Source organism: Streptomyces sp. NRRL WC-3626 (assembly GCF_000718785.1).
In the GTDB taxonomy this organism is placed as follows: domain Bacteria; phylum Actinomycetota; class Actinomycetes; order Streptomycetales; family Streptomycetaceae; genus Streptomyces; species Streptomyces edwardsiae.
In genome coordinates this window covers 132,534-153,608 of sequence record NZ_JOCA01000012.1, presented here as the reverse complement: position 1 = coordinate 153,608, position 21,075 = coordinate 132,534, and the positions used below count along the sequence as shown (strand labels likewise).

Sequence of the window (21,075 nt, the reverse complement as noted above, 5' to 3'; positions counted from 1 at the left end):
GTGGGTTCAGATAGACACGGTCAGTATCCCACGGGGGGTAAAGGCGTTTTCTCGGCCGCGGGCCGGTGGGGGCCGGTCGCGCCCCCGCGGCGGGACGCTTGGCCGCGGGCCGGTGGGGGCTGGTCGCGCCCGCGCGGCGGAGCCGCATGTTGATACGGTCCCGCGCCCCTGGAGGGGGTGGTCGCGTCCGCGCGGCAGGAGCCGCAGATCGATACGGCTTGCGCCGGCCGCGAGACGCTTGGCTGCGGGCCGGTGGGGGCTGGTCGCGCAGTTCCCCGCGCCCCTTTGGGGCGCTGGTCGTGTCCGCGCGGCGGAGCCGCATGTCGATACGGTCCCGCGCCCCTTTGGGGCGCTGGTCGCGTCCGGGGGCATTGGTCCGTGCCGCGTGCGAGACGCTCGGTTGCGGGCCGGTGGCCCCGCGCGGCTGAGGCGCGTGTCGATACGCCCGTGTCCCTCAGGGCGCTGGTGAAAAGGCGTTTTCGTCGTTGCCGTCGTTGCTGGGAGAATGGGGCGGTCAGCCTTGCGACCGTATGGGCTGCCCGAGCAGAAAGAAGGACGTGCCGATCGTGGCTCAGAGCACCGAGACCACCGACTGGGTCTCCCGTTTCGCGGATGACGTCATCGAGGAGTCGGAGCGTCGGGCCCCGGGGAAACCTGTCGTCGTCGCGTCCGGGCTGTCCCCCTCCGGCCCCATCCACCTCGGCAACCTCCGCGAGGTCATGACCCCCCACCTCGTCGCCGACGAGATCCGCCGCCGCGGCCACCAGGTCCGGCACCTGATCTCCTGGGACGACTACGACCGCTACCGCAAGGTCCCGGCCGGTGTCCCCGGCGTCGACGAGTCCTGGGCCGAGCACATCGGCAAGCCCCTGACCTCCGTCCCCGCCCCGAAGGGCTCCCCCCACCCGAACTGGGCCGAGCACTTCAGGGCCGCCATGGTCGAGTCCCTCGCCGAGATGGGCGTCGAGTTCGACGGCATCAGCCAGACCGAGCAGTACACCACCGGTGTCTACCGCGAGCAGATCCTGCACGCCATGAAGCACCGGCGGGACATCGACGCCATCCTCGAGCAGTACCGCACCAAGAAGGCCCCGGCGAAGAAGCAGCAGCAGAAGCAGGTCGACGAGGCCGAGCTGGAGGCCGCCGAGGGCTCCGGCGCCGCCGCCGAGGACGACGGCAGCTCCGGCTCCGCCGGCTACTTCCCGTACAAGCCGTACTGCGGCAACTGCGAGAAGGACCTCACCACGGTCACCGCCTACGACGACGACTCCACCGAGCTGACCTACGCCTGCACGGCCTGCGGCTTCTCGGAGACCGTGCGGCTCGGCGAGTTCAACCGCGGCAAGCTGGTCTGGAAGGTCGACTGGCCCATGCGCTGGGCCTACGAAGGCGTGATCTTCGAGCCCAGCGGCGTCGACCACTCCTCGCCCGGCTCCTCGTTCCAGGTCGGCGGCCAGATCGTCGGGATCTTCGGCGGCAAGCAGCCGATCGGGCCGATGTACGCGTTCGTCGGCATCAGCGGCATGGCGAAGATGTCCTCGTCGAAGGGCGGCGTGCCCACCCCGGCCGACGCCCTGAAGATCATGGAGCCGCAGCTGCTGCGCTGGCTCTACGCCCGCCGCCGCCCCAACCAGTCCTTCAAGATCGCCTTCGACCAGGAGATCCAGCGCCTCTACGACGAGTGGGACCGCCTCGACGGCAAGGTCGCCGACGGCTCCGCCCTGCCCGCCGACGTCGCCGCCCACTCCCGTGCCGTACGCACCGCGAGCGGTGAGCTGCCCGGCACGCCGACGCCACTGCCGTACCGCACGCTCGCCTCGGTCGCCGACATCACCGCCGGCCACGCCGACCAGGCGCTGCGCATCCTGAGCGACCTCGACCCGGCGAACCCGCTCGGCTCGCTGGACGAGGCCCGCCCGCGCTACGACAAGGCCGAGGCCTGGATCAACACCCAGGTCCCCGCCGACCAGCGCACCATCGTCCGCGCCGAGCCCGACGCCGAACTGCTGAAGTCGCTCGACGAACGGGGACAGCAGTCGCTGCGCCTCCTCCTCGACGGGCTCGCCGGCAACTGGTCGCTCGACGGGCTCACCCACCTCGTCTACGGCGTCCCCAAGGTCCAGGCAGGCTTCTCCGCCGACGCCACGCCCAAGGAACTGCCGGCGGAGATCAAGACCGCCCAGCGGTCGTTCTTCGCCCTGCTCTACCAGCTGCTGGTCGGGCGGGACACGGGTCCGCGACTGCCCACGCTGCTGCTGGCGGTGGGCCAGGAGCGGGTGCGGGGGCTGCTCGGGGAGTAGGGCTCCCGGTTCCACGACGGAGGGGGCGTCCGGTGTCGTACCGGGCGCCCCCTCCGTCGTACCCGCTCTCAGGCGATGTGGTCCTCTTCCAGTTCCGCCGTGTGGCGGGCCTGGAAGCGTTCGGCGAGGGACTTCAGGTCGCTCGGGTTCAGCGTCGTGCCGTAGGTCGCCTGGATGTTGTCGCCCAGGACACGGGGCGTGGGGTAGCTGCCGTCTATCGACTGACGGAACACCTGGTAGTACGCCTCCTCGTCCGGGTCGGGGGTGCCGCCGCCCTCACCCAGCTCGCGGGTGCGGCCGCCGGGGACGACGGGGATGGGGAAGCTGCCGGTCTCCTCCGGAGAGGGCTCCTGGAGCGGGGGCTCCTCCTGGTACTGGTCCTGGTACTGCTCCGCCTGCTGCTGTTCCGCGTACCAGCGGGCGTACTCCTCGTCGGGGTCGTACGTGGGGTCGTAGCCGCCCTGGTACTCGACGGTGCGGGGGTCGCGGGCGTGCAGCCACTGGTTCTGGTCCTGGGCCGTGTCCTTCGGGGGCCCGGGGTTCTGGTTGCCCTCGAGCTCCAGCCGCTGCTCGCTCTGAGGTGCAGCTGTGCCCACCCGTGCCGCCCCGGCGGCACGACTGCCCACAGCTGCGTCGGCGTCGGCAGCGGCCAGCTGCGGGGGCGGGGGTATCAGGGCCGGCTCTATGCCTGCCGCCGCCAGGCCCGACGGAGCCGTTTCCGCCAGAGGGACGCCGTACTTGGCGAGCCGCAGCGGCATCAGGGACTCGACCGGGGCCTTGCGGCGCCACGCGCGGCCGAAACGGGAACGGAGACGGGCCTGGTACACCAGACGCTCCTGCTCCAGCTTGATCACCTGCTCGTAGGAGCGCAGCTCCCACAGCTTCATCCGGCGCCACAGTAGGAACGTCGGCACCGGGGACAGCAGCCAGCGGGTCAGCCGGACGCCCTCCATGTGCTTGTCGGCGGTGATGTCGGCGATCCGGCCGATCGCGTGCCGGGCGGCCTCCACCGACACCACGAACAGGATCGGGATCACGCCGTGCATACCCACACCCAGCGGATCCGGCCACGCCGCCGCGCCGTTGAACGCGATCGTCGCCGCCGTCAGCAGCCACGCCGTCTGCCGCAGCAGGGGGAACGGGATGCGGATCCAGGTCAGCAGCAGATCCAGGGCCAGCAGTACGCAGATACCCGCGTCGATGCCGATCGGGAAGACGTAACTGAAGTTCCCGAAGCCCTTCTTCAGCGCCAGTTCCCGCACCGCCGCGTACGAACCCGCGAACCCGATGCCGGCGATGATGACGGCACCGAAGACGACCATGCCGATGAGAACGCGATGCGTCCGGGTCAGCTCTAGTGGCGCGGCCACCCGTACTCCCCTCCCAGTGCCTGTTGTTGCGCGCAACAGAGTGGCACATGTGTGCGGTGGACGAGTGGCCGGTGCCGATTCGGAGCCGGGTCAGCTCTTGGCCGACGACTCCGAAGCGGACGCCGAAGGCTTCGCGGACGGCGACTTCGAGGACGACTCCGACGGCTCCGCGTCCGTCCCGTTCGCCTTCGTCACCGAGGCCACCGCCTCCTTCGCCGCCTTCTGCGCGTCCTTCATCAGATCGTCGGCGGACGGCGTCTTGTCACCGGCGAGACCGGCACCGTTGTAGTCGACGGTGACGACCACGTTCTCCACGCGGGCCACGACCGTCTGCTGCTTGAAGGTGCCTTCCTTCTTCTTCAGGTCGTACCGCACCGCCGTCGCCTCGTCACCGGTCCCGCTCACCGGCTCCGCCCGGGAGTTCTTCGCACCCTCGGCGGACTGGGCGTCCCGCACCTGCTTGTCGTAGTACTTCTCGGCCAGCTTGTCGCCCGCGCCACGCGTGGTGTCCGACTCGAAACGCAGCAGCGACACGTTCAGCCAGCGGAACTGCGAACCCTTCACCCCGTTGTTGGCCAGGCTGCTCCAGGAGCAACTGCCCCGGGTGGAGACGTCGTCCGAGGAGCCCTCCTTGCCCTTCTTCGCCTTCGGCGCCAGATCGTCCAGGGTCTTCTCGGACAGCACCGCGCACGGCTCCGGAAGCCTGCTGTACGCCGCCGCCCGCACGGTCGGGGACGGGCTCGCCGACTTCGAGGCCGACGCGGAGGCGGCCTTGTCCTTGCCGTCGCCGGAGCCGGAGTCCGAGGAGCAGCCGGCCGCGACCAGGGGGACGGCGACCGCGCAGACAAGGACGCGGGTGAAACGCTTCGCCTGCTTGTTACGCGGGTCTCGCTGTACTCGTCGCTGCATGGTTCCTTCACTCATGACGCTCGTGTTCCCTGCGGTCAAAACGGGGTCCGAGGGGTCACCGTACGCGGTGAGCCACCCGGGCGGCCCACCTTCGGGTGCTTTGCGAGCGGGGGCGCAGGAGCCGTGAACCGGGCTCAGCCGCCCAGTGAGTCGGCCAGCTCGGCGGCCAGTTTCCTTGCCCTGTCCTGCAATTCCTTGCTGTCCGGGACGACACCGACGGTCATCGGCTGCTCCGCGTACTCGATCGTCACGATCACATTGGACGTGCGGAACGCCACAGTCACCGTGCGCTGCTTGGCGGTCGAACCGGAGCTGTCCAGCTCGTCGTCGAGGAACGCCTCGTCGCCAAGATCCTCCAGCAGCCGCGGCTGGAGGTCGGTCGGCGGGGCCGACGGCGAGGTGGCGTCCGGCGACGCGGAACCCGACGAACTCGGGCCGGCGGAAGGGTCGGTGGACGGCGCACCGGACTCCGTGGACGTCACCGTCGGCTCCGGCAGCCGCGCCGCCGACTGCTTCGTCGCGAAGAGTTCCCCGGCCTGGGCGTCGTCGCTGACCGCGTTGTCGTACGAGACGACCCGCTCGAAGTCGACCAGCAGATGGTCGGTCGCCTCCGCCGACTCCACCTTCCAACGGCAGCCCACCTTGCGGTCGGTGTCGTACGTGAGCGTCGCCGCGCCCGCGTACGCCTTCTCGCGCTTGTCCAGGTCGGCCATCTGTCCGATGCCGGGCAGGAGTTGGTCGAGCGTCGCGTCGTCGACCACACCACACGGCTCGGGCAGCGTGGCGTACCGGCCGGGCTGGGCCGCCTGCGTGGCCGTACCGGCGCTTCCCGGGTTGGAGTTGTCCGACTGACCGCCGTCGTCCGGGCTGCCGGTGCAGCCGGTCAGGACGGCCGCCAGGAGCGCGGCGACGCCGGATACGTACGCCTTGCGCTGCACGTTCGGGCTCCTCTCGACGGTGGGGCGCGGGCCGGAGCCCGCCGGGTCCTACCAGTGTCCCCGCTGGTTAATCGCTTGCCGCACGGGGGCGTCCCCGGCAGACAATGTGTATCGCACGCACTGCCGTGGACGCCGGTCCGTCATCCCTTTTCGTCGACCTCGGCGCCGGTTTTGCGGTTCGTGACTTCTGATGACTTACGGGGGAATGGGGACGTTATGTCGTACGTGGAACTGCCGGGTGCGAAGGTGCCGATCCGGATGTGGGCGGATCCGGCGACGGTGGAGGAGGGCGCGCTCCAGCAGTTGCGCAATGTCGCCACCCTGCCGTGGATCAAGGGCCTGGCGGTCATGCCGGACGTGCACTACGGCAAGGGCGCCACGGTCGGCTCGGTCATCGCGATGCGGGGTGCGGTGTGTCCGGCGGCGGTGGGCGTGGACATCGGCTGCGGCATGTCCGCGGTGAAGACGTCCCTGACGGCCAACGACCTCCCGGGCGACCTGTCCCGCCTCCGCTCGAAGGTCGAGCAGGCGATCCCGGTCGGCCGCGGCATGCACGACGACCCGGTCGACCCGACCCGCTTCCACGCCTTCGCGACGGCCGGCTGGGACGACTTCTGGGGCTGCTTCGGCGGGGTCGCGGACGCGGTGAAGTTCCGGGAGGAGCGGGCGACCAAGCAGATGGGAACGCTGGGCTCCGGAAATCATTTTATAGAAGTTTGTGTCGATACGTCCGACTCCGTCTGGCTGATGCTGCACTCCGGTTCCCGCAACATCGGCAAGGAACTGGCCGAGCACCACATCGGCATCGCGCAGAAGCTCCCGCACAACCAGGGTCTGGTCGATCGCGATCTCGCCGTCTTCGTCGCGGACACCCCGCAGATGGCGGCGTACCGCAACGACCTGTTCTGGGCGCAGGAGTACGCGAAGCGCAACCGCTCGATCATGATGGCGCTCCTGAAGGACGTGATCCGCAAGGAGTTCAAGAAGGCCAGGCCGACCTTCGAGCAGGAGATCAGCGCGCATCACAACTACGTGGCCGAGGAGCGCTACGACGGCATGGACCTGCTGGTGACCCGCAAGGGCGCGATCCGCGCGGGCTCCGGCGACTACGGGATCATCCCGGGCTCCATGGGCACGGGTTCGTACATCGTCAAGGGTCTCGGGAACGCCGCGTCCTTCAACTCGGCGTCGCACGGCGCGGGTCGGCGGATGAGCCGCAACGCGGCGAAGCGGCGCTTCTCGACGAAGGACCTGGAGGAGCAGACACGGGGCGTGGAGTGCCGTAAGGACTCCGGCGTCGTGGACGAGATCCCGGGCGCCTACAAGCCGATCGAGCAGGTCATCGACCAGCAGCGGGACCTCGTCGAGGTCGTCGCGAAGCTGAAGCAGGTCGTCTGCGTGAAGGGCTGACGCGACGGCGGGACGTCAAGTAGCGGACTCCGCGCGGGAGTCCGCTACTTCGCGTGCATGACCGCGTAGATCATGACGAAGGCGACGATGTGGATGCCGAAGAGGAAGTAGCCGAGGTAGTACCAGACGTAGCGTTCGCGCTTCTTCTCCAGGGCGAGGCGGCGCTGTTCGGTCTCGTCGGCGGGCATCAGGACTCCCGGTGGACCTTGGTGTTGGACGCCTGGGCGCGGGGGCGGACCACCATCAGGTCGATGTTGACGTGGGGCGGGCGGGTGACCGCCCAGGTGATGGTGTCGGCGACGTCGTCGGCGGTGAGGGGTTCGGCGACGCCCTGGTAGACCTTGGCGGCCTTCTCCGTGTCGCCGCCGAAGCGGGTGAGGGCGAACTCGTCGGTCCGCACCATGCCGGGCGCGATCTCGATGACGCGCACCGGGCGGCCGACGATCTCCAGGCGCAGGGTCTCGGCGAGGACGTGGGCGCCGTGCTTGGCGGCGACGTAGCCCCCGCCGCCCTCGTAGGTGGCGTGGCCGGCGGTGGAGGAGACGATCACGATCGTGCCGTCGCCGCTCGCGTCCAGCTTGGGGAGCAGGGCCTGGGTGAGGTTGAGGGTGCCGAGGACGTTCGTCTCGTACATCGTGCGCCACTGCTCCGGGTCGCCGGTGGCGACGGGGTCGGCGCCGAGCGCTCCGCCGGCGTTGTTGACGAGGACGCCGATCGTCCTGAAGGCGGTGGCGAACTCGTCGACGGCGGCGCGGTCGGTGACGTCGAGGGGGTAGGCGGTGGCCGTGTGGCCGGCCGCGCCGATCTCCTCGGCGAGGGCCTCGATACGGTCCTTGCGGCGGGCGGTGAGGACGACGCGGTAGCCGGCTTCGGCGAGGCGGCGGGCGGTGGCGGCGCCGATTCCGCTGCTCGCACCCGTGACGACGGCGATACGGGACGCGGCGGGCGGTGCGGCGGCCATGGGCTGCTCCTCGGGCGGGTGCGTGCGTGTGCGGTCGCGGCCAGCATAAACGGGGCCGGCCGGGTGACCGGCGGGCGTGTCAGCCGTTGCGCGGGGCCCACATGATCAGGGCCATGCCGGTGAGGCAGACGAGGGCGCCGGTGATGTCCCAGCGGTCCGGGCGGTAGCCGTCGGCGACCGCGCCCCACAGGAGGGAGCCGGCGACGAAGATGCCGCCGTACGCGGCGAGGACGCGGCCGAAGTGGGCGTCGGGCTGGAAGGTGGCGACGAAGCCGTAGGCGCCGAGGGCGAGGACACCGCCGGCCGCCCACATCCAGCCCCGGTTCTCGCGTACGCCCTGCCAGACCAGCCAGGCGCCGCCGATCTCGAGTACGGCGGCGAGGACGAACAGGGTGGCGGAGCGCAGGATGAGCATGGGGGCAGCTTCGCATTCCGCCTGTCACCCGATGGGCGGCGCCTGCCGCCGGGCCGGGGGTGGGATACCTGCGCGGGAGTGGAGAGGAGCCGCGGATGGCGGGAGTCACGCGGGCCTGGCTGCTGGCGGAGCTGGGTGTGGTGTCGCGGCGGTACGTGGCGGCGTACGCGCTGTTCAACCAGGCGCTGGCGGATCATCTGGGGCTGCATCCGACCGATGTGCAGTGTCTGAACCTGCTGACGCTGGAGGGCGGCCCGGTGACCACGGGCCGGGTCGCGGAGCTGACGGGGCTGACGACGGGGTCGGCGACGCGGCTGGTGGACCGGCTGGAGCGGGCGGGGCAGGTGGTGCGGGAGCGGGACGCGGGGGACCGCCGGGTGGTGCTGGTGGCGGTGGTGCCGGAGAAGGCGGCGGAGTTCGGGCGGGTGTGGGAGCGGGTCGGCGGGGGCTGGTTCGCGTTGTTCGACGATCTCGACGACGGGCAGCTGGCGCTGTTCATCGACCATATGCGGCGTACGACGGAGTTCGGTGCGGAGCAGGCGGCGCGGCTGCGGTCGGGGTTCGCCGAGGGGTAGTGCGGGTGGGTGGAATAGTCCGGCCGGGTGCACCGTTCCAGGGGTATAGTTGAACCGTAAACAACCTGGAGGGTGAGCGGGATGCAGTTCGGGATCTTCAGCGTCGGGGATGTCACGCCCGACCCGACCACGGGTCGTACGCCGACCGAGCGTGAGCGCATCAAGGCCATGGTCGCCATCGCGCTGAAGGCCGAGGAGGTGGGCCTGGACGTCTTCGCGACCGGTGAGCACCACAACCCGCCGTTCGTGCCGTCCTCGCCGACGACCATGCTCGGCTACATCGCGGCCCGCACCGAGCGGCTGGTCCTCTCCACCTCGACCACCCTGATCACCACCAACGACCCGGTGAAGATCGCCGAGGACTTCGCGATGCTCCAGCACCTGGCCGACGGCCGGGTGGACCTGATGATGGGGCGCGGGAACACCGGCCCGGTCTACCCCTGGTTCGGGAAGGACATCCGCCAGGGCATCAACCTCGCCGTCGAGAACTACGCGCTGCTGCACCGGCTGTGGCGTGAGGACGTCGTCGACTGGGAGGGAAAGTTCCGCACCCCGCTGCAGGGCTTCACCTCCACGCCCCGCCCGCTGGACGGCGTACCGCCGTTCGTGTGGCACGGCTCGATCCGCTCGCCGGAGATCGCCGAGCAGGCCGCGTACTACGGCGACGGCTTCTTCCACAACAACATCTTCTGGCCGGCCGACCACACCAAGCGCATGATCGAGCTGTACCGGGCCCGCTACGCCCACTACGGGCACGGCACCCCCGAGCAGGCGATCGTCGGGCTCGGCGGGCAGGTGTTCATGCGGAAGAACTCGCAGGACGCGGTGCGCGAGTTCCGCCCCTACTTCGACGTCGCGCCGGTCTACGGGCACGGCCCGTCGCTGGAGGAGTTCACCCAGCAGACCCCGCTGACCGTGGGCTCCCCGCAGCAGGTCATCGAGAAGACGCTGTCGTTCCGCGAGTACGCCGGTGACTACCAGCGCCAGCTGTTCCTGATGGACCACGCCGGACTGCCCCTGAAGACCGTCCTTGAGCAGCTCGACCTGCTGGGTGAGGAGGTCGTGCCGGTGCTGCGGAAGGAGTTCGCGAAGAACCGTCCGGCGGACGTGCCGGACGCGCCCGTCCACGCCTCGTTGCTGGCCGGCGCGAAGAAGAAGGAAGGAGTCGGCGCATGAAGCTCGTCGTCGTGTCGGCGGGGCTGAGCGTCCCGTCCTCCACCCGGCTGCTCGGCGAACGCCTCGCCGCGGTCGCCGCCCCGGCCGCGACGGCGCCGGAACCCGGGCCGGCGGACGTGCGGGTGATCGAGCTGCGCGACCTCGCGGTGGAGATCGCGCACACCTTCACCAACGGGTTCCCGGCCGGTGCGCTGGCCGCCGCGTTCGACGCGGTGGCCGGGGCCGACGGGCTGATCGTGGTCACGCCGGTGTTCTCGGCGTCGTACAGCGGGCTGTTCAAGTCGTTCTTCGACGCGCTGAGCGTCAGTGACCCCGACGCGCTCGCCGGGAAGCCGGTGCTGATCGCGGCGACCGGCGGCACGGCCCGGCACTCCCTGGTCCTGGACCACGCGCTGCGGCCGCTCTTCTCCTACCTGCGGGCCGTCGTCGTCCCGACCGGCGTCTACGCGGCCTCGGAGGACTGGGGCGCGGAGGGCCTGGACGGCCGTATCGACCGCGCGGCGGGCGAACTCGCGACCCTGATGGCGGGCCTGTCCACGGCCCGCCCGCTCCCCAGGCGGGACTCCTTCGAGGAGGTCACCCCGTTCGAGGAACGGCTGGCGGCGCTGCGACCGGCGGGCTGAGACGCGCGCGTAAGTGGGGCGCGGGGCTGAGCTGACGTGCGGCTCCGCCGCGGGGGTCTGGGGGCAGCGCCCCCGGGAACGGGACGGGATGGGATGGGGCGGCGGGGGCGGAAACCCCCGGCTCAAGCCCCTCCCGCCCGCGGCCGCCGCAGGGGCCTGGGGACAGCGCCCCAGGGGACGGGACGGGATGGGATGGGGCGGCGGGGGCGGAAACCCCCGGCTCAAGCCCCTCCCGCCCGCGGCCGCCGCACCGGCGAACGACGAGGAACGCGGCCGGACGGCCCACGGCCACCACGTGCCCCCCACCGGGTGAGAGCGGAGTAAGAAGCACCCCCGATCCCGTCCGCCACGACCGGCGGGGGACCCGGCTTGGCACACTGGGCCGCGTGCCGCACACCGTTCTCCTCGCCGAAGACGACCGCGCGATCCGCAACGCCCTGGAGCGGGCCCTCACCCTGGAGGGCTACCGCGTCACGGCCGTGGCCGACGGCGTCGAGGCCCTCGCCCAGGCCCACCGCAGCCGCCCCGACATCCTGGTCCTGGACGTGATGATGCCCGGCATCGACGGACTCCAGGTGTGCCGGGTCCTGCGCGCCGAGGGCGACAGCACCCCCGTACTGATGCTGACGGCCCTGGTGGAGACCGCCGACCGGATCGCGGGCCTGGACGCCGGCGCGGACGACTACGTCGTCAAACCGTTCGACGTCGAGGAGGTTTTCGCCCGCCTCCGCGCCCTGCTGCGCCGCGCGGCGCCTGCTGTACCCGAGCCTGCGGCGGAGCCGAAACCGGACCCCTCCGGCCGCTTCCTCGGGGCGGCCGGCCTGCGCATGGACCCACAGGCCCGCCGCGCCTGGCGGGGCACCCGCGAACTGGAGCTGACCCGCACCGAGTTCGAACTCCTGGAGCTCCTGATCCGGCACGCCGGCATCGTCCTCGACCACTCCACGATCTACGACCGCATCTGGGGCTACGACTTCGGCCCCGGCTCCAAGAACCTCGCCGTCTACGTCGGCTACCTGCGCCGCAAACTCGACGAGCCCGGCGCGCCGCAGCTGATCCACACGGTGCGCGGGGTGGGTTACGTGCTGCGGGAGGGCTGAGTGTCGTACGGACGGCCGGTCTCCCGCCGCAGGCTGCGGCTGCTGTCCCTGGGTACCACCTTCGCGGTCGCGTTCGCGGCGGTCACGGCCACCATCACGGTGCTGGTCGGGATCCTGTCCTACAACGCGGCCGCCCGGCTGGTGCGGGTGGACCAGCAGTCCGTGTTCGACGAGGTCGTGCAGGACCTGCGGGACGAGGTCCGGGAGAACCGGATGTCACCGCTCGACTTCTCGTCCGCCGCTCCCGGCCACGACCTGGTGCGGCCCGCACGGACGGACGTCCAGGTGCTGGGGCCGGACGGCGTCGTCCTCGATCCCGGCGATCCGGGGCTGCCGGTGGTCGACGCCGACCGGCGGGTCGCGGGGGCCGCCACCGCCGGGCGGGTGGTCGTGCACGCGGGCGTGGACGTCGGCGACGACGTCTACCGCGTCGCCACCGTCGCGCTGGGCGGAAGCCGGGGCGCGGTGCAGGTCGCGCAGGAGTTCAGCGACACCGAGGATCTCCTGCGGGCCCTGCAGCGGCGCACGCTGATCCTGATGGCGGCGGTGGTGGTCGGGGCGGGGCTGTTCGGCTGGTGGCTGGCCCGGCGCATCACCCGCCGCCTCGTCGTGCTCACCAACACCGCCGAGGCCGTCGCCCGCACCCGGCGGCTCGGCATCCAGGTGCCGGTCGCCGGATACGACGAGGTGGGGCGCCTCGGCCGCGCCTTCGACCGGATGCTGGGCCGGCTCGCCCAGTCCGAGGAGGACCAGCGCCGACTGGTCCAGGACGCGGGCCATGAACTCCGTACGCCGCTGACCTCGCTGCGCACCAACATCTCGCTGCTGCGCCGCATCGACGAACTGCCGCCCGGCACCCGTGAGGAACTCGTCGCCGATCTCACGCAGGAGGCCCGCGAGCTGACCGACCTCGTCAACGAGCTCGTCGAACTCGCGGCCGGCCAGTCCGACACCGAGCCGCCCCAGCGGGTCGACCTCGCGGACATCGCCGAGGAGGTAGCGGCGCTCGCCCGGCGGCGTACGGGGCGGGAGCTCGTGGTCGAGGTGAGCGGCGACACGACGACCGACGGGCGGCCGGCGATGCTGACGCGGGCGCTGTCCAACCTGGTGGAGAACGCGGTCAAGTTCGACCGGGGCGGCCGGGCCCCGGTGGAGATCCGGGTGGCGGGCCCGGCGCGTCCGGGCACGGTCCGGGTCGAGGTACGGGACCGAGGGCCGGGCATCTCCGCCGACGACCTGACCCGCATCTTCGACCGCTTCTACCGAGCCGCCGACGCCCGCTCCCTGCCGGGCTCGGGCCTGGGCCTCTCCATCGTCCGCGAGGTAGCCCTCTCCCACGGAGGCGCCCCGTACGCGTTCCCCCGCGAGGGCGGCGGGACGGTGACGGGCTTCACGGTGGGCGGCGACTGACACACGCCCCCGCGCAGGCGCGCCGCACAGCGCTCCCCGCCGAACCCCAGCCCCACGACGCATACCCCCACGGCGAGCTGCGCAGGATGACTGCGGGTGCGCCGCGCATAACCGCACCCCCCACCCGACGAAAGGTCACCGTGCTGACAGACGAGGAAGCCGCCGCACTCACGGCCCTGGACGAGGACTCCCTCACCCGCACACTCCTCGAGCTGATATCCGTCCCCAGCGTCACCGGCACCCCCGCCGAATCAGAACTCCAGCACCAACTCGCCGGCCGCCTGGAATGGCTCGGCATGGACACCGACCTCTGGCAGATAGACCTCCCGGACCTCCGCACCGCCCCCGGCTACCCCGGCACGGAGGCCCCCCGCGACGAGGCCTGGGGCCTGGTCGGCACCACCCCCGACGGCGGCGACGGCCCCACCCTGATCCTCCAGGGCCACGTCGACGTCGTACCGCCGGGCGACCCGACCGCGTGGAACGGCGACCCGTTCGTCCCCCGCGTCACCGGAGACCTCGTCCACGGACGCGGCGCCTGTGACATGAAGGCCGGCCTCGCGGCCCACCTCGCCGCCCTCGCCGCGATACGCACCGCCGGCATACGCCTGCGCGGCCGGGTCGCCGCGCACTTCGTCGTCGGCGAGGAGGACGGCGGCCTCGGCGCCTTCGCCACCCTGCGCCGCGGCCACCTGGGCGACGCCTGCGTCATCGCCGAACCCACCGCGTCCACCCTGATCACGGCGAACGCGGGCGCGCTCACCTTCCGTATCGCCGTCCCCGGCAAGGCGGCACACGGCAGCTCCCGCGACCAGGGCGTCAGCGCCGTCGACGCCTACCTCCCGCTCCACAAGGCGCTCACCGCCCTGGAGACGGAACGCAACCGGGCCCCGGACCCGCTGCTCGCCGAGTACCCGATCCCGTACGCCCTGTCGGTCGGCACCGTACGCGCCGGTGACTGGGCGAGCAGCGTGCCCGACCTGCTGGTCGCGGAGGGCAGGCTCGGCGTACGCCTGGACGAGGACCCGGCGGACGCCCGCGCGGCGCTGGAGGACCACGTCGCGCGGGCCTGCGCCGCGGACCCCTGGCTGCGCGACCACCCAGCGACGGTGACCTGGCCGGGCGGTCAGTTCGCGAGCGGCCGGCTGCCCGAGGGCCATCCGCTGCCGGACGTCGTCCGCGACGCGTACGCGGACGCGACGGGCCGCCCCCGGCCGAGGCGGCGCGGGGCGGCGTACGGCAGCGACCTGCGCCACTACACCGGCGCCGGCATCCCGACCCTCCAGTACGGCCCGGGCGACATCGCGGTGGCCCACAGCGACCGCGAACACGTGTCCCTGCGCGAGACGGCGGAGGCGGCCCGGACCCTGATCCTGACGGTGCTGCGGACGGTCGGGACGAAGTAGCCGCCGGGCGGCCGGGGAGCGCGGCGGGTACCGCGATGTCCGGCGCCTTCACACCGCCGACGGCCAGGGGGCACCGTGCTTCAGGAGCGGGCCGTGGACCCGGTCTGCTCCAGCCGGGCGCTCAGGGTGGTGGCGAACTCCTCGGCGCGGGACAGCTGGACGCGTAGTTTGTCGACCTGGTCGGCGGCGGCCTGGTGGTAGGCGCGGACGCGGTCCAGCAGGGCGTCGCGCTCAGCGGCGTCGAGCGTGTCGTCGGCCGCGTCGAGGCGGTCGGTGGCCTCCAGCAGGTCGCGCATCTGGTCCAGGGTGAAGCCGAGCGGCTTCATCCGGCGGATGACCATGAGCCGGGCGACATCGGCCTCCGTGTAGAGGCGGAAGCCGCCCTGGGAGCGGGCCGAGGGGATGACCAGGCCGGTCTCCTCGTAGTGGCGGATGGTGCGCAGGGACAGCTCCGTGCGCGCGGCGACTTCGCCGATCTGCATGTGCCTGTCGTCCACGACGTGTCCTCCCGCGTACGGCCCAACCGATCCCTACCCTAACGTTAGGGTAGAGTTGCCGCTGTCGTGCCGGGGCCGATGGCGCCTCCGGCGAAGATCCGATTCTCGCAGGGGAGAGCGTGCGCGAGTCCATGGCGTCGATCGCCGCCGCCTGTCCGCCGTGACCCCCTGACGCCCCGACTCCGCGAGACGAGCCGACGCACCACCGGCGCGGCCCGCCCCTTTCCTTCCCGTCCCGGCACAGGCGTGCCCGAGCACGACAGGTACCCGGCTCCTTGTCCTCCTCCGTACTGTCCCCCGCCGCGCGGCTGCGCGGCCTCAAGCCCGACTGGCTGAACGACCCGAAGGTCTGGCGCACCGAGGTGCTGGGCGGCCTGGTCGTCGCGCTGGCCCTGATTCCCGAGGCGATCTCGTTCTCGATCATCGCCGGGGTCGACCCGGCGATCGGCCTGTTCGCGTCGTTCACCATGGCCGTCACGATCTCCGTCGTCGGCGGCAGGCGGGCGATGATCTCCGCCGCCACCGGCGCCGTCGCCCTCGTCATCGCGCCGTTGAACCGTGAGCACGGCTTCGGTTACCTGGTCGCCGCGGTCATCCTCGCCGGTGTCTTCCAGATCGCCCTGGGCGCGCTGGGGGTGGCCAAGCTGATGCGGTTCGTGCCGCGTTCGGTCATGGTCGGCTTCGTCAACGCGCTCGCCGTTCTGATCTTCATGGCCCAGGTGCCGGAGATGTACGACGTGCCGTGGGCGGTCTACCCGCTGATCCTCGGCGGGCTCGCGCTGATGGTGTTCTTCCCGAAGGTCACCAAGGTGGTACCGGCGCCGCTGGTCTCCATCGTCGTCCTGACCGTCATCACCGTGGCCGCCGGCATCGCGGTGCCCACCGTCGGCGACAAGGGCGAACTGCCCTCGTCCCTCCCCGTCCCGGGCCTGCCCGACGTGCCGTTCACGCTGGACACCCTGACCACCGTCGCCCCCTACGCCCTCGCCATGGCGCTGGTCGGCCTGATGGAGTCCCTGATGACGGCCAAGCTCGTCGACGACATCACCGACACCCGCTCCTCCAAGACCCGCGAGTCCATCGGCCAGGGCGTCGCCAACATCGTCACCGGCTTCTTCGGCGGCATGGGCGGCTGCGCCATGATCGGCCAGACGATGATCAACGTGAAGGTGTCCGGCGCCCGCACCCGTCTGTCGACCTTCCTCGCGGGCTCGTTCCTGATGGTGCTGTGCATCGTCTTCGGGCCGGTCGTCTCCGACATCCCCATGGCCGCCCTGGTCGCCGTGATGGTGATGGTGTCGTTCGCGACGTTCGACTGGCACTCCGTCGCCCCGAAGACACTGGAGCGGATGCCGGCCGGGGAGATCGTCGTCATGGCCGTCACCGTCGTCTGTGTGGTGGCCACCGACAATCTCGCCATCGGCGTCGTCGTCGGCTCCGTCACGGCGATGGTGGTCTTCGCCCGGCGCGTCGCCCACCTCGCCGACGTCACCGCGGTCACCGACCCGGACGGCGGAACGGTCGTCTACTCCGTCACCGGCGAGTTGTTCTTCGCCTCCTCCAACGACCTCGTCGGCCGGTTCGACTACGCCGGCGACCCGGACAGGGTCGTCATCGACCTGTCCGGGGCCCACGTCTGGGACGCCTCCTCGGTCGCGGCGCTGGACGCCGTCGAGACGAAATACGCCCAGCGCGGCAAGACGGTGCGGATCACCGGCCTGAACGACCCGAGCGCCGACCTCCACGCGCGCCTCACCGGCGAGCTCACCGGCAGCCACTGACCGCGCCCGGAGCGCATCGGCACCCCGCGGCGACCGGAGGGTGCGGACCTCGCCCCCTCCACCCGCCGGTCACACGTCGGGCTCGGCGTCGATCTCGGCGATGAGGGCCTCCACGCGGGTTCTGATCTCGTCGCGGATCGGGCGGACGGCTTCGACGCCCTGGCCGGCCGGGTCGTCCAGGGCCCAGTCGAGGTAGCGCTTGCCGGGGAAGACCGGGCAGGTGTCGCCGCAGCCCATCGTGACGCAGACGTCCGATGCGCGTACCGCGTCCACGGTGAGGACCTTCGGGATCTCGGCGGAGATGTCGATGCCGGCCTCGGCCATCGCCTCGACGGCGGCCGGGTTGACCCCGGCACCCGGCGCGGAGCCGGCGGAGCGGACCTCGATACGGTCGCCGGCCAGGTGGGTCAGCCAGGCGGCGGCCATCTGGGAACGGCCGGCGTTGTGGACGCAGACGAACAGGACGGACGGCTTCGTGCCGGGGGTGTCGGGCATCGGGGTGCTCCCGAATCGTGAGGGGGACTCGGCGGCGGCCGGGGCTGGGTTCAGTCGCGTACGTCGAGCAGTGCCGCCATGCCCGCCACCACGGAGGGGGCGACCTGGTAGTAGACCCAGGTGCCGCGCCGCTCGGAGGTGAGCAGGCCGGCCTCGCGGAGTTTCTTCAGGTGGTGGGAGACGGTGGGCTGGGAGACGCCGACGTCCGCGATGTCGCACACGCACGCCTCGCCGCCCGGGTGGGAGGCGATCTTCGAGAACAGTCGCAGCCGCACCGGGTCCGACAGCGCCTTGAACATGGCGGCCATCCTCTCCGCGTCCGCCTGCGACAACTCCCCGGCCGTGATCGGCGGGCAGCACGGTACGACGTCGCCGCCCCGCGGTACGGGCAGCTCCTCGACCTCAGACTTCGACATGCGTCTATGTTGACACTCGTCGATATGAGGTGCAAGCTCGGCTGTATCGACAGACGTCGAATCAAGGTGACCTTTCAAGGAGACCGAGCATCATGAGCGCCCAGCAGTTCCCTGTCGTCGTCATCGGGGCCGGACCCGTCGGGCTCGCCGCGGCCGCCCACCTCGTCGGGCGCGGTATCGAGCCCCTCGTTCTGGAGGCGGGGGAACAGGCCGGTGCGGCCGTTCGCGAGTGGAGTCACGTACGGCTGTTCTCCACCTGGGGTGAGGTCGTGGACCCGGCCGCCGAGAAGCTTCTGGCCCCCACCGGCTGGACGCGCCCCGACCCGGCGACGTACCCGTCCGGCGGTGACTGGGCCGAGCGGTATCTGCGGCCCCTCGCCGACGCCCTCGGTGACAAGGTCCGCACCGGGGCCGTCGTCACCGGTGTCTCCCGAGCGGGCCGGGACCGTGTCGTCGACGCCGGCCGCGAGGATCAGCCCTTCGTCGTGCACGTCGAGCACGCCGGCGGCCGCGAGGAGCGTGTCCTCGCCCGCGCGGTGATCGACGCCTCCGGGACCTGGACCGCGCCCGGCCCGGCCGGCGGCAGCGGCCTGCCCGCGCTCGGTGAGAAGGCGGCGGCCGACCGGATCACGTACCGCGTGCCGGACCTGAAGAACCCGGCCGTCCGCGCCCGTTACGCGGGCAAGCGCACGGCCGTCATCGGTTCCGGCGCCTCCGCGTTCACGGCGCTCGCCTACCTCGCCGAGCTGGCCGAGTCCGGGGACGGCACGGGCACGCGCGCGGTGTGGGTCCTGCGCCGCGGCATCTCCGGCTCCACCTTCGGCGGCGGCACCGCCGACCAGTTGCCCGCCCGCGGTGCCCTCGGCCTCGCCGCGAAGGCCGCTGTCGGCAAGGGGCACGCGGACGCGGTCACCGGCTTCCGGACCGAGGCGTTCGAGCGCGCCGGTGACGGACGCGTCGTCCTGGTGGGCGAGGACGGCCGCCGCCTCGACCCGGTGGACGAGGTGATCGCGCTGACCGGCTTCCGCCCCGACCTGTCCTTCCTCTCCGAGATCCGGCTGAACCTGGACACGCGCCTCCAGGCACCGGTGGGACTCGCCCCGCTGATCGACCCCAACCAGCACTCCTGCGGCACCGTTTACCCCCACGGCCACCGCGAACTCTCCCACCCCGAACAGGGCATCTACCTGGTCGGCATGAAGTCCTACGGCCGCGCCCCCACCTTCCTCGCCATGACCGGGTACGAGCAGGTCCGCTCCGTCGCCGCCGCCATCGCGGGCGACCTCGACTCCGCCGACCGCGTCGAACTCACCCTTCCCGAGACCGGCGTCTGCGGCGGCGCGGGCCTCTTCGACACCCCGGCCGACGACGGCGGCTGCTGCGCCACCCCCGAACCCCGGCTCGTCCAGCTCGGACCGCCCACGACGGGCGGCTGCTGCGGCTCGTGACCAGCGTCGGCACGTCGACACGGAGCTCGCCGACACGGAGCTCGAGGCGCTCCACCGCCAGACCCGACCGCTTCCTGACCTGTACCCAGGTACCGGTTGCAAGCCGGACAGCGGTGGTCCCGTTCCTGGGGACCACGGTGTGGCCGCGCTCGGCGAAGAAGTCGAGGAAACGGCGGCGGATCTCGGCGGTACGCAAGACGGGGCTCCGGGGACTTACAGGGGAAGTGGGGCGAGAGGCCGGGCGGGGTGGCGCGGGCCGAGGAAGACGACGACGCCCTCGCCGTCGGGGGCGGGGTGGGTGACCTGCGTCCACCCCTGGCGGCGGTAGAAGGCCAGAGCCCGCGGGTTCTGGGCCCAGGTCAGCAGCCAGGCCCGCCCGTCGGGCGCGTCCGCGGTCACCGCTTCGAGGAGGTCACGGGCGACTCCGGTGCCGCGGGCGGCGGTACGGACGGCCAGTTCGTCGACCTCCAGGGCGCCGCACAGCCAGTCCGCGGTGTACGCGGGACCGAGGCCGGCGGTGACCTGTGGGTAGCTGCTGTTCGTGGGGAAGGGATCAGGGGTGGTCCAGGCGGTGGCGAAGCCGATCGTCTCCCCGTCGCGTACGGCGGTGGCGGCCGTGAACCCGGGTCGCCCCACGCTCGTCGGCAGCCGGTCCGCGAACTCCGTCGCCCGGCCCTCGTCCTCGTTCCAGGGCGGGGCGCAGAAGGCGTCGACGTAGACCGATCGCAGCGCGTCGGTGTGTGCGAGCAGTCGGGCGTCCGTGTGGATGCGGATGTCGGCGCTCATCAGGCGGCCACCGTCCGTCCGGTGGCGAGCGGGTGCAGGGCTGCGTACTCCAGCGGCGCCGACGGGTCGATCGACACGTCCAGCGGCGCCGGTTCGGCTCCCGCCCGGACCAGGAGGTCGCCGACGGCCGCGATCATCGCGCCGTTGTCGGTGCACAGCCGCAGCGGCGGCACCCGCAGCTCGATCCCGGCCGCCCGGCAGCGCTCCTCGGCGAGCGAGCGCACCCGCGAGTTGGCGGCGACGCCGCCGACCACGACCAGGGTGTCCACGCCGTGCTCCTTGCAGGCGGCCACCGCCTTGCGGGTCAGCACGTCCGCGACGGCCTCCTGGAGCGAGGCCGCGCCGTCGGCCACCGGCAGCTCACGTCCCGCGTGACCCTCGGCCCAGCGGGCCGCCGCGGTCTTCAGCCCCGAGAAGGAGAAGTCGTACTACCCCGGGAGCGGGCGCGGGAAGGGGACAGCGCGAGGATCCCCCGCTCGCGCTGTCCGGTCGATGGCCGGACCGCCGGGATACGGCAGCCCGAAGACCCGCGCCACCTTGTCGAAGCACTCCCCGGCGGCGTCGTCGAGCGTGTCCCCGAGGTGCGTGATCCGGTCCCGGGCGAGGTCGCGGACGAGGAGGAGCGAGGTGTGGCCGCCGGAGACGATCAGCACCATGCACGGGTTCGGCAGCGGGCCGTGCTCCAGTGTGTCGGCGGCGACGTGTCCGGCCAGGTGGTGCACGCCGTACAGAGGGACGCCGAGCGAGTAGGCGATGCCCTTCGCACCGGCGAGACCCACCTGCAACGCCCCCGACAGTCCGGGACCGGTGGTCACGGCGACCGCCCCGATGTCGGACAGCCGCAGCCCTGCCTCGTCCAGTGCCTTCAGGACGACCGGACGCAGTGCGTGGAGGTGGGCGCGGGAGGCGATCTCGGGCACCACTCCGCCGAAGCGGGCGTGCTCGTCCATGCTCGACGCCACCGCGTGCCCCAGCAGCCGACCGTCCCGGACCAGACCGGCGCCCGTCTCGTCGCAGGACGACTCGACGCCCAGCACCACCGCAGACCTCATCGCCCAC

Annotated in this window: 20 protein-coding genes and 1 pseudogene; 10 read left to right on the top strand and 11 right to left on the bottom strand. The window is 71.9% G+C overall.

Translation table 11 applies throughout. The features are described 5' to 3' along the window. The first annotated feature begins 557 nt into the window (after positions 1–557). Positions 558–2,300, top strand: coding sequence for a lysine--tRNA ligase (gene lysS, locus IF28_RS0120200; protein WP_030222187.1), 1,743 nt, complete (start codon positions 558–560; stop codon positions 2,298–2,300). 68 nt (positions 2,301–2,368) lie between these two features. Here lysS and IF28_RS0120195 read toward each other — a convergent pair whose 3' ends face one another. The 3 genes from IF28_RS0120195 to IF28_RS0120185 form a co-directional block, all read right to left on the bottom strand. Continuing rightward, positions 2,369–3,670, bottom strand: coding sequence for a DUF2637 domain-containing protein (locus IF28_RS0120195; protein ID WP_030222184.1), 1,302 nt, complete (start codon positions 3,668–3,670; stop codon positions 2,369–2,371). 90 nt (positions 3,671–3,760) lie between these two features. Beyond that, positions 3,761–4,594 carry a DUF3558 family protein gene (locus tag IF28_RS0120190; protein ID WP_030222183.1) on the bottom strand — a complete coding sequence of 278 codons (834 nt, stop codon included), beginning with the start codon at positions 4,592–4,594 and terminating at the stop codon, positions 3,761–3,763. A 119-nt stretch (positions 4,595–4,713) separates the two neighbouring features. After that, positions 4,714–5,517, bottom strand: coding sequence for a hypothetical protein (locus tag IF28_RS0120185; protein ID WP_030222181.1), 804 nt, complete (start codon positions 5,515–5,517; stop codon positions 4,714–4,716). A gap of 216 nt (positions 5,518–5,733) precedes the next feature. Here IF28_RS0120185 and IF28_RS0120180 point away from each other — a divergent pair, with 216 nt between their 5' ends. Beyond that, a complete protein-coding gene (locus tag IF28_RS0120180; protein ID WP_030222180.1) occupies positions 5,734–6,927 on the top strand; it encodes an RtcB family protein in 1,194 nt (397 codons plus the stop codon). Positions 6,928–6,971: 44 nt separating this feature from the next. On the opposite strand, the gene IF28_RS39480 is transcribed toward IF28_RS0120180, so the two are convergent. The 3 genes from IF28_RS39480 to IF28_RS0120165 all read right to left on the bottom strand — a co-directional run bounded on the left by IF28_RS39480 (position 6,972) and on the right by IF28_RS0120165 (position 8,303). Beyond that, positions 6,972–7,115, bottom strand: coding sequence for a hypothetical protein (locus tag IF28_RS39480; RefSeq protein WP_199809016.1), 144 nt, complete (start codon positions 7,113–7,115; stop codon positions 6,972–6,974). Continuing rightward, positions 7,115–7,888, bottom strand: coding sequence for an SDR family NAD(P)-dependent oxidoreductase (locus tag IF28_RS0120170; protein WP_030222177.1), 774 nt, complete (start codon positions 7,886–7,888; stop codon positions 7,115–7,117). Before IF28_RS0120170 ends, IF28_RS39480 begins: the two co-directional genes overlap by 1 nt. A 79-nt stretch (positions 7,889–7,967) precedes the next feature. Beyond that, positions 7,968–8,303 carry a YnfA family protein gene (locus tag IF28_RS0120165; RefSeq protein WP_030222175.1) on the bottom strand — a complete coding sequence of 112 codons (336 nt, stop codon included), beginning with the start codon at positions 8,301–8,303 and terminating at the stop codon, positions 7,968–7,970. A gap of 95 nt (positions 8,304–8,398) precedes the next feature. Here IF28_RS0120165 and IF28_RS0120160 point away from each other — a divergent pair, with 95 nt between their 5' ends. The 6 genes from IF28_RS0120160 to IF28_RS0120130 all read left to right on the top strand — a co-directional run bounded on the left by IF28_RS0120160 (position 8,399) and on the right by IF28_RS0120130 (position 14,593). Beyond that, the gene (locus tag IF28_RS0120160; RefSeq protein ID WP_030222174.1) at positions 8,399–8,878 is read left to right on the top strand and encodes a MarR family winged helix-turn-helix transcriptional regulator; all 480 of its coding nucleotides are present in this window, start codon (positions 8,399–8,401) and stop codon (positions 8,876–8,878) included. 81 nt (positions 8,879–8,959) lie between these two features. Further along, positions 8,960–10,054: an LLM class flavin-dependent oxidoreductase gene (locus IF28_RS0120155; protein ID WP_030222173.1), complete on the top strand. Its 1,095-nt coding sequence runs from the start codon at positions 8,960–8,962 to the stop codon at positions 10,052–10,054. Further along, a complete protein-coding gene (locus IF28_RS0120150; RefSeq protein WP_030222172.1) occupies positions 10,051–10,677 on the top strand; it encodes an FMN reductase in 627 nt (208 codons plus the stop codon). The genes IF28_RS0120155 and IF28_RS0120150 overlap by 4 nt, the downstream gene beginning before the upstream one ends. A gap of 386 nt (positions 10,678–11,063) precedes the next feature. After that, positions 11,064–11,777, top strand: coding sequence for a response regulator transcription factor (locus IF28_RS0120140; protein WP_030222169.1), 714 nt, complete (start codon positions 11,064–11,066; stop codon positions 11,775–11,777). Next, positions 11,778–13,187, top strand: a complete 1,410-nt coding sequence (locus IF28_RS0120135; protein WP_030222167.1) for a HAMP domain-containing sensor histidine kinase — start codon at positions 11,778–11,780, stop codon at positions 13,185–13,187. It begins immediately after the preceding gene. A gap of 140 nt (positions 13,188–13,327) precedes the next feature. Next, the gene (locus IF28_RS0120130; RefSeq protein WP_030222164.1) at positions 13,328–14,593 is read left to right on the top strand and encodes an ArgE/DapE family deacylase; all 1,266 of its coding nucleotides are present in this window, start codon (positions 13,328–13,330) and stop codon (positions 14,591–14,593) included. Between the two features lie 80 nt (positions 14,594–14,673). On the opposite strand, the gene IF28_RS0120125 is transcribed toward IF28_RS0120130, so the two are convergent. Then, entirely contained in the window at positions 14,674–15,090 is a 417-nt protein-coding gene (locus IF28_RS0120125) for a MerR family transcriptional regulator (protein WP_030222161.1), read from the bottom strand. 275 nt (positions 15,091–15,365) lie between these two features. On the opposite strand from IF28_RS0120125, the gene IF28_RS0120120 reads away from it, so the two are divergent. Further along, positions 15,366–16,871, top strand: coding sequence for a SulP family inorganic anion transporter (locus IF28_RS0120120; RefSeq protein WP_030222158.1), 1,506 nt, complete (start codon positions 15,366–15,368; stop codon positions 16,869–16,871). A gap of 69 nt (positions 16,872–16,940) precedes the next feature. On the opposite strand, the gene IF28_RS0120115 is transcribed toward IF28_RS0120120, so the two are convergent. Then, entirely contained in the window at positions 16,941–17,366 is a 426-nt protein-coding gene (locus IF28_RS0120115) for an arsenate reductase ArsC (protein ID WP_030222155.1), read from the bottom strand. A 50-nt stretch (positions 17,367–17,416) separates the two neighbouring features. Next, positions 17,417–17,782 (bottom strand): ArsR/SmtB family transcription factor, encoded by a 366-nt coding sequence (locus tag IF28_RS0120110; protein ID WP_030222153.1) that lies wholly within the window; start codon positions 17,780–17,782, stop codon positions 17,417–17,419. A gap of 92 nt (positions 17,783–17,874) precedes the next feature. Between IF28_RS0120110 and IF28_RS0120105 the strand changes: the two genes are divergently transcribed. Beyond that, complete coding sequence (locus tag IF28_RS0120105) at positions 17,875–19,230, top strand: NAD(P)-binding domain-containing protein (protein WP_030222148.1); 1,356 nt, start codon at positions 17,875–17,877, stop codon at positions 19,228–19,230. 213 nt (positions 19,231–19,443) lie between these two features. Here the strand turns inward: IF28_RS0120105 and IF28_RS0120100 are convergent, their stop codons facing one another. Next, entirely contained in the window at positions 19,444–20,016 is a 573-nt protein-coding gene (locus IF28_RS0120100; protein WP_030222144.1) for a GNAT family N-acetyltransferase, read from the bottom strand. Continuing rightward, positions 20,016–21,068 (bottom strand): annotated as a pseudogene (gene tsaD, locus IF28_RS36445) (tRNA (adenosine(37)-N6)-threonylcarbamoyltransferase complex transferase subunit TsaD). The gene IF28_RS0120100 and the pseudogene tsaD overlap by 1 nt, the downstream one beginning before the upstream one ends. Between the last annotated feature and the right edge of the window lie 7 nt (positions 21,069–21,075).